Origin of the sequence: Streptomyces sp. NPDC058289 (assembly GCF_042880975.1) — a bacterium.
GTDB classification, from domain to species: Bacteria; Actinomycetota; Actinomycetes; order Streptomycetales; family Streptomycetaceae; genus Streptomyces; species Streptomyces stoeckheimensis.
Genome location: NZ_JBHVYI010000033.1, coordinates 74,909 through 80,908, shown reverse-complemented (window position 1 = coordinate 80,908; position 6,000 = coordinate 74,909). Strand labels below are relative to the sequence as shown.

General features: G+C 71.1%; 5 protein-coding genes. 4 read left to right on the top strand and 1 reads right to left on the bottom strand.

Going from position 1 to position 6,000, the window contains the following annotated elements; all coding sequences use genetic code 11:
* Window positions 1–266 precede the first annotated feature (266 nt).
* From gatC to gatB, 4 genes are read left to right on the top strand one after another with little or no spacing between them, the layout of a single operon-like run.
* Entirely contained in the window at window positions 267–563 is a 297-nt protein-coding gene (gene gatC, locus ACFVX6_RS19075; RefSeq protein ID WP_007266718.1) for an Asp-tRNA(Asn)/Glu-tRNA(Gln) amidotransferase subunit GatC, read from the top strand.
* Between the two features lie 5 nt (window positions 564–568).
* The gene (gene gatA, locus ACFVX6_RS19070) at window positions 569–2,074 is read left to right on the top strand and encodes an Asp-tRNA(Asn)/Glu-tRNA(Gln) amidotransferase subunit GatA (RefSeq protein WP_389692850.1); all 1,506 of its coding nucleotides are present in this window, start codon (window positions 569–571) and stop codon (window positions 2,072–2,074) included.
* A complete protein-coding gene (locus ACFVX6_RS19065) occupies window positions 2,071–2,322 on the top strand; it encodes a hypothetical protein (RefSeq protein ID WP_356509652.1) in 252 nt (83 codons plus the stop codon). Before gatA ends, ACFVX6_RS19065 begins: the two co-directional genes overlap by 4 nt.
* Window positions 2,323–2,337: 15 nt before the next feature.
* The gene (gene gatB, locus ACFVX6_RS19060; protein ID WP_389692847.1) at window positions 2,338–3,846 is read left to right on the top strand and encodes an Asp-tRNA(Asn)/Glu-tRNA(Gln) amidotransferase subunit GatB; all 1,509 of its coding nucleotides are present in this window, start codon (window positions 2,338–2,340) and stop codon (window positions 3,844–3,846) included.
* An 82-nt stretch (window positions 3,847–3,928) separates the two neighbouring features.
* Here gatB and ACFVX6_RS19055 read toward each other — a convergent pair whose 3' ends face one another.
* Complete coding sequence (locus ACFVX6_RS19055) at window positions 3,929–5,848, bottom strand: protein kinase (RefSeq protein ID WP_389692845.1); 1,920 nt, start codon at window positions 5,846–5,848, stop codon at window positions 3,929–3,931.
* Window positions 5,849–6,000: the final 152 nt, after the last annotated feature.

The following is a 6,000-nucleotide window of genomic DNA, read 5'->3' as shown; positions in this document are numbered from 1 at the left end:
CTGGTGGGGGGCGCCCCCCCGGGGGGGTCCGGGCGGAGCCCGGGGAACGGGGGAAGGGCGGGTAGGGGACTTCGCCCCGCGCAGCGGCGCACCCGCAGCCGGGCACGGGCTGCGCACCGTCCCACGGGCGGCCCGCCCACGGCGGAAATCGGCCCGCGCGGGGGCTTCGTATCGCCCCGGGGGTAAACCGGGGCGCCGGGCGGGGGCGGGGCCCCATAGGATTGGGCCCGAAACCTACACACTCACCACCCCCAGAGGATCGCTGCATGCCTGGCATCACGCGCGAGGAGGTCGCCCACCTCGCTCGGCTGGCACGTCTGGAGCTGAAGAGCGAAGAGCTCGACCACTTCGCTGGACAGCTCGACGACATCATCGGCGCGGTCGCCCGCGTTTCCGAGGTCGCCGACCAAGACGTCCCGCCGACCTCCCACCCGCTGCCGCTGACGAACGTCATGCGCGCGGACGAGGTCCGTCCGTCGCTCACCCCCGAGCAGGCGCTTTCCGGCGCTCCCGCCCAGGAGCAGCAGCGTTTCAAGGTGCCGCAGATCCTGGGGGAGGACTAATCACCATGGCTGACATCAACATCGACATCATCAGGCTCACGGCTGCCCGGACCGCCGAGAAGATCGCCTCCGGCGAGCTCACGGCCGTCGAGGTCACCGAGGCCCACCTGGCCCGCATCGGGGCGACCGACGAGAAGGTCAACGCCTTCCTGCACGTCGACCGCGAGGGCGCGCTCGCCCAGGCGGCCGCCGTCGACGCCAAGCGCGAGCGCGGCGAGAAGCTCGGCCCGCTGGCCGGCGTACCGCTCGCCCTCAAGGACATCTTCACCACCGTCGGGATCCCCACCACCGTCGGTTCGAAGATCCTCGAAGGCTGGATCCCGCCGTACGACGCCACCCTGACGCGCAAGCTGAAGGAAGCCGACGTCGTCATCCTCGGCAAGACCAACATGGACGAGTTCGCCATGGGGTCCTCCACCGAGAACAGCGCCTACGGGCCCACCGGCAACCCCTGGGACCTCACCCGGGTCCCCGGCGGCTCCGGCGGCGGCTCCGCGGCCGCGCTGGCCGCCTTCCAGGCGCCGCTGGCCATCGGCACGGACACCGGCGGTTCCATCCGCCAGCCCGCCGCCCTCACCGGCACCGTCGGCGTGAAGCCCACCTACGGCGGCGTCTCCCGCTACGGCATGGTGGCCTTCTCCTCCTCCCTCGACCAGGGCGGTCCCTGCGCCCGTACGGTCCTGGACGCGGCCCTCCTCCACGAGGTCATCGCCGGCCACGACCCGATGGACTCCACGTCCATCGACGCCCCGGTGCCGCCGGTCGTCGAGGCGGCCCGCAACGGCTCCGTCGCCGGCATGCGCGTCGGCGTCGTCAAGCAGTTCGCCGGCGAGGGCTACCAGGCCGGCGTCGTCCAGCGCTTCACCGAGTCCGTCGCCCTCCTCAAGGAGCTCGGCGCCGAGATCGTGGAGCTGGACTGCCCGTCCTTCGACCTCGCGATGGCCGCGTACTACCTCATCGCGCCGTCCGAGTGCTCCTCGAACCTGGCCCGCTTCGACGCCATGCGCTACGGCCTGCGCGTCGGCGACGACGGCACCAAGTCCGCCGAGGACGTCACGGCCCTGACCCGCGAAGCCGGTTTCGGCGACGAGGTCAAGCGCCGCATCATCCTCGGTACGTACGCGCTCAGCTCCGGCTACTACGACGCGTACTACGGCTCCGCCCAGAAGGTCCGCACGCTCATCACGCGGGACTTCGAGAAGGCCTTCGAGCAGGTCGACGTGATCGTCTCCCCGACCACGCCCACCACCGCCTTCGCGATCGGCGAGCGCACCGACGACCCGCTGGCCATGTACCTCGCGGACCTGTGCACCATCCCGACCAACCTGGCCGGCAACTCCGCCATGTCGCTGCCCTGCGGCCTGGCACCGGAGGACGGTCTCCCGGTCGGGCTCCAGATCATCGCCCCGGCGATGAAGGACGACCGCCTGTACAAGGTGGGTGCCGCAGTCGAGGCCGCCTTCGTCGAGCGCTGGGGTCACCCGCTGCTTGAGGAGGCTCCGTCGCTGTGAGTTCCAATACGAGTGCGCTGTCCAAGGCCAAGGGCTTCAGGAAGTCCAAGTCCGGTACATACCTGTCCATCGGCACCACCGCCTTCGGTGCCCTCAGCGTCGTCAAGCAGGCCAGGAAGGCCCGCACCGAGCACGACACGCTGAAGCTGATCGACGCCGTCGTGTCCGCCGCCGCCATCGTCACCGGCCTCGCGATCCTGTACCGCGAACTGAAGCGTCTCGGCGACGACGACGTCCTGCTGGGCTGAGAGGGAATTTCCACTGTGACTGTCACCGAACTGCTGTCGTACGAGGACGCCCTCGCGTCGTACGACCCCGTCATGGGCCTCGAGGTCCATGTCGAGCTCGGCACGAAGACCAAGATGTTCTGCGGCTGCTCGACCGAGCTGGGCGCCGAGCCCAACTCGCAGACCTGCCCGGTCTGCCTCGGGCTGCCCGGCGCGCTGCCGGTCGTCAACGAGATCGGCATCGAGTCCGCCATCAAGATCGGTCTCGCGCTGAACTGCGAGATCGCCGAGTGGTGCCGCTTCGCCCGGAAGAACTACTTCTACCCGGACATGCCGAAGAACTTCCAGACCTCCCAGTACGACGAGCCGATCGCCTTCAACGGCTTCCTCGACGTGCAGCTGGAGGACGGCGAGATCTTCCGCGTGGAGATCGAGCGCGCCCACATGGAGGAGGACACCGGCAAGTCGCTGCACGTCGGCGGCGCCACCGGCCGCATCCACGGGGCGTCCCACTCCCTGCTGGACTACAACCGCGCCGGCATCCCCCTCATCGAGATCGTCACCAAGCCGATCGAGGGCGCCGGCGAGCGCGCCCCCGAGGTGGCCAAGGCGTACGTCGCCGAGCTGCGCGAGGTCATCAAGGCGCTCGGCGTCTCCGAGGCCCGCATGGACAAGGGCCAGATGCGCTGCGACGTCAACCTGTCGCTGCGCACCAGCCCCGAGGTGCCCATGGGCACCCGCAGCGAGACGAAGAACGTCAACTCGCTGCGCTCCGTCGAGCGCGCCGCCCGCTTCGAGATCCAGCGCCACGCGGCGGTGCTCTCCTCCGGCGGCTCGATCGTCCAGGAGACCCGGCACTTCCACGAGGAGGACGGCTCCACCACGGCCGGCCGCATCAAGGACAACGCCGAGGACTACCGGTACTTCCCGGAGCCCGACCTGGTCCCGATCGCCCCGGCCCGCACCTGGGTCGAGGAGCTGCGCTCCGGTCTGCCGGAGATGCCGCGCGTGCGCCGCAACCGCCTCCTGCAGGAGTGGGGCGTCACCGAGCACGACATGCAGTCGATCCTCAACGCGGGTGCGGTGGACTCCATCGTCGCCACCATCGAGGCCGGCGCCGACTCGACCGCCGCCCGCAAGTGGTGGATGGGCGAGCTGGCGCGCAACGCCAACGAGCAGGGCGTCGTCGTCGACGAGCTGCCCATCACCCCCGTCCAGGTCGCGCGCGTCGCGGCCCTGGTGGCGGCCGGTGAGCTCAACGACAAGCTGGCCCGCCAGGTCCTCGAAGGCGTGCTCGCCGGCGAGGGCACCCCGGACGAGGTCGTCGAGAAGCGCGGCCTGAAGGTCGTCTCGGACGAGGGCGCGCTCGGCGCGGCCGCGGACGAGGCCATCGCGGGCAACGCGGGCATCGCCGACAAGATCCGCGGCGGCAAGATCGCGGCCGTCGGCGCACTGGTCGGAGCGGTCATGAAGACCACCCGCGGCCAGGCCGACGCGGCACGCGTCAAGGAGCTCATCCTGGAGCGCCTGGGCGTCTCGGAATAGTCGAGGCAGCGGGCGACGGAGTTGCTCGCACCTGCACGAAGGCCCCGTACCGGTGGGATTCCGGTACGGGGCCTTCGTGGTCTCAGCGCTTGAGTACGGGGGCGGCGATGACGACGGTGCCGTTGTCGCAGCCCTTGTCCACCTTGATCCGCAGCCGCAGGGCCCCGCTCACGTCAACGGTGTGGGTGATCGGCTTGCCCAGTTGCACGAGTTCGGAGAAGGCGGCGGGCTGGCCGTCGAGCGAGATGCTGACCCGGCCCTTCTCGTTCTCCGAGCCGTCGTCGATCCCCGCGGTGAACTCCAGGGTCTTCCAGGCGCGGTTGAGGTCGAAGTCCGCGTACGCGTCGTAGTCGCAGTTGCGTTCCTGGATGAACGCGGCCCCGTACTGCTTGGTGTTGATCTTGGCCGGTCCGACGGTGAACCCGCCCAGGTCCTTCACCGGGGCCATGACGGTCAGATCGGCCGCCTTCACACCCGGCGCCACCCCCGACGGGGGCTCCGAACCGGTCGCGGTGGGCTGGGTCGTCGGCTCGTCAGAGGCCGACGCCGAGGGCTCTGCGGAGCTGGGAGTCGGGGTGGGGGTCGGGCTCTCGGCGGCGGACGAGGACGCGGCGGCCGCCTTGTCCCCGCCGGCCACCGTGTTGGGGTCGTCCCCCTCCTTGTCGCCCAGGAGTTTGACGCCGACCACCGCACCGGCGGCCACCACCAGCACCGCGAGCACGGCCCCGAGCACCAGGCCGGTCCGGCGCTTCTTGCGCGGGGGCGGCGCGGGCGCCGGTTCCGTGGCGGACAGCGCCACGGGCGCCGGGCCGTACCCCGGCGGCACGCTCGCCTGGACCGGCGGCGGGGCGTACACCGGCTCGGCGGGCGGGGGCGTGTGTGCGGGTTCGGCGGGCGGCGGGGTGTACACCGGCTGCGCCGGGGGAGTCGCCGGCGGGCCCGCCGGGACGGCCGGAGCCGCCGGCGGCACGGACGGCGGCTCCGCCGGCTGCTGGGGCGGAGCCACCGGCTTCGGCGGGGCCGCCGCCGGAACCGGGGGTGCGGCCGGGGGTGCGGCCGGTACGGGTACCGGCACCGCGTCCTGGACCACCCGCTGGGAGGTGGACGTGGTGGTGGACACCACCGCGCGGCGGATGTCCTTCATCCAGCCCGCCAGGTTCAGCGGACGCTTCAGCGGGTCGGCGGCGTAGATGGAGGCGATCCGCGCCCGCTGCTCGGCGTCCAGTACCGCGAACTGCGGCAGCCGTACGAGGGCCTGCGCCAGCAGCTCGGGCGTCGAGGGCGGGGACTCCCCGCTCAGCAGGAAGTACGCGATGGCCCCGAAGGCGTACCGGTCCGCGCCCGGGGTCCGCTTCCCCTCGAAGACCTCCGGCGCCGCGTAGCCCTGGGTGAACCACACCTCGGCCGTCTGGTGGTCGGCGGTCAGCTTGCTGAGGCCGAAGTCCACCAGGGTGGCCTGCCCGTGCGCGTCGACCATGACGTTGCCGGGTGACAGGTCACCGTGGATCACCTGGCGCCCGGAGGGGGTGGCCTTCCCCGAGTGCAGCCAGTCCAGTACGTCGGCCAGCTGCTCCAGCGTGCGCATCACCTCGCGCCGCTCGGCGGCCGTGGCGAGGGTCCGCTCGGCCCGCCAGTCCCGCAGGTCGAGTCCGTCGACGTGGTTCATGACCAGGACCAGGGCCCGGCCGGTCAGCGTCGAAGATTCCCCGGGTCGGTGGATCGGCGGCCCCTCGAAGTGTTCGCGTACGCCCACGACACCGGGTCGGTGGACGAAGCGCAGCAGTTCGGCCTGTTCGTTCCACTTCTGGCTGATCCGGTCGAAGACGTCCGGGGTGATCGTGGTCTTGGAGTCGAGCACCTTCACGACGACGGGCTCGGAGCCTCCCGCGAGCTCGATCTCCGCGAGATAGAGCACGGCCTCCCCGCCGCGCCCGATGGACCGTAGCAATCGGTAGCGGTCTGCTGCCGAGTCCGGCCCGATGTGCAGATTCTGGCTGGTCAATTTCCCCCCAGCGCCGTTTGTTTGAGTGGGGATCAGCTTCCCGGCGCGGGAGGGTGGTGGTCAAGTTGTGGCCGTGGGGCGAAGTTCTGTAGCGCGTACCAATTCAATCGGGTACGGGGGCCGGACCTTTGGCACGGGGAAGCTCGAACGGG

What these genes read in the sequence shown, in the direction of transcription:
- gatA (WP_389692850.1), top strand. Translation starts at nt 569, where the DNA reads ATGGCTGACATCAACATCGACATCATCAGGCTCACGGCTGCCCGGACC.
- gatC (WP_007266718.1), top strand. Translation starts at nt 267, where the DNA reads ATGCCTGGCATCACGCGCGAGGAGGTCGCCCACCTCGCTCGGCTGGCA.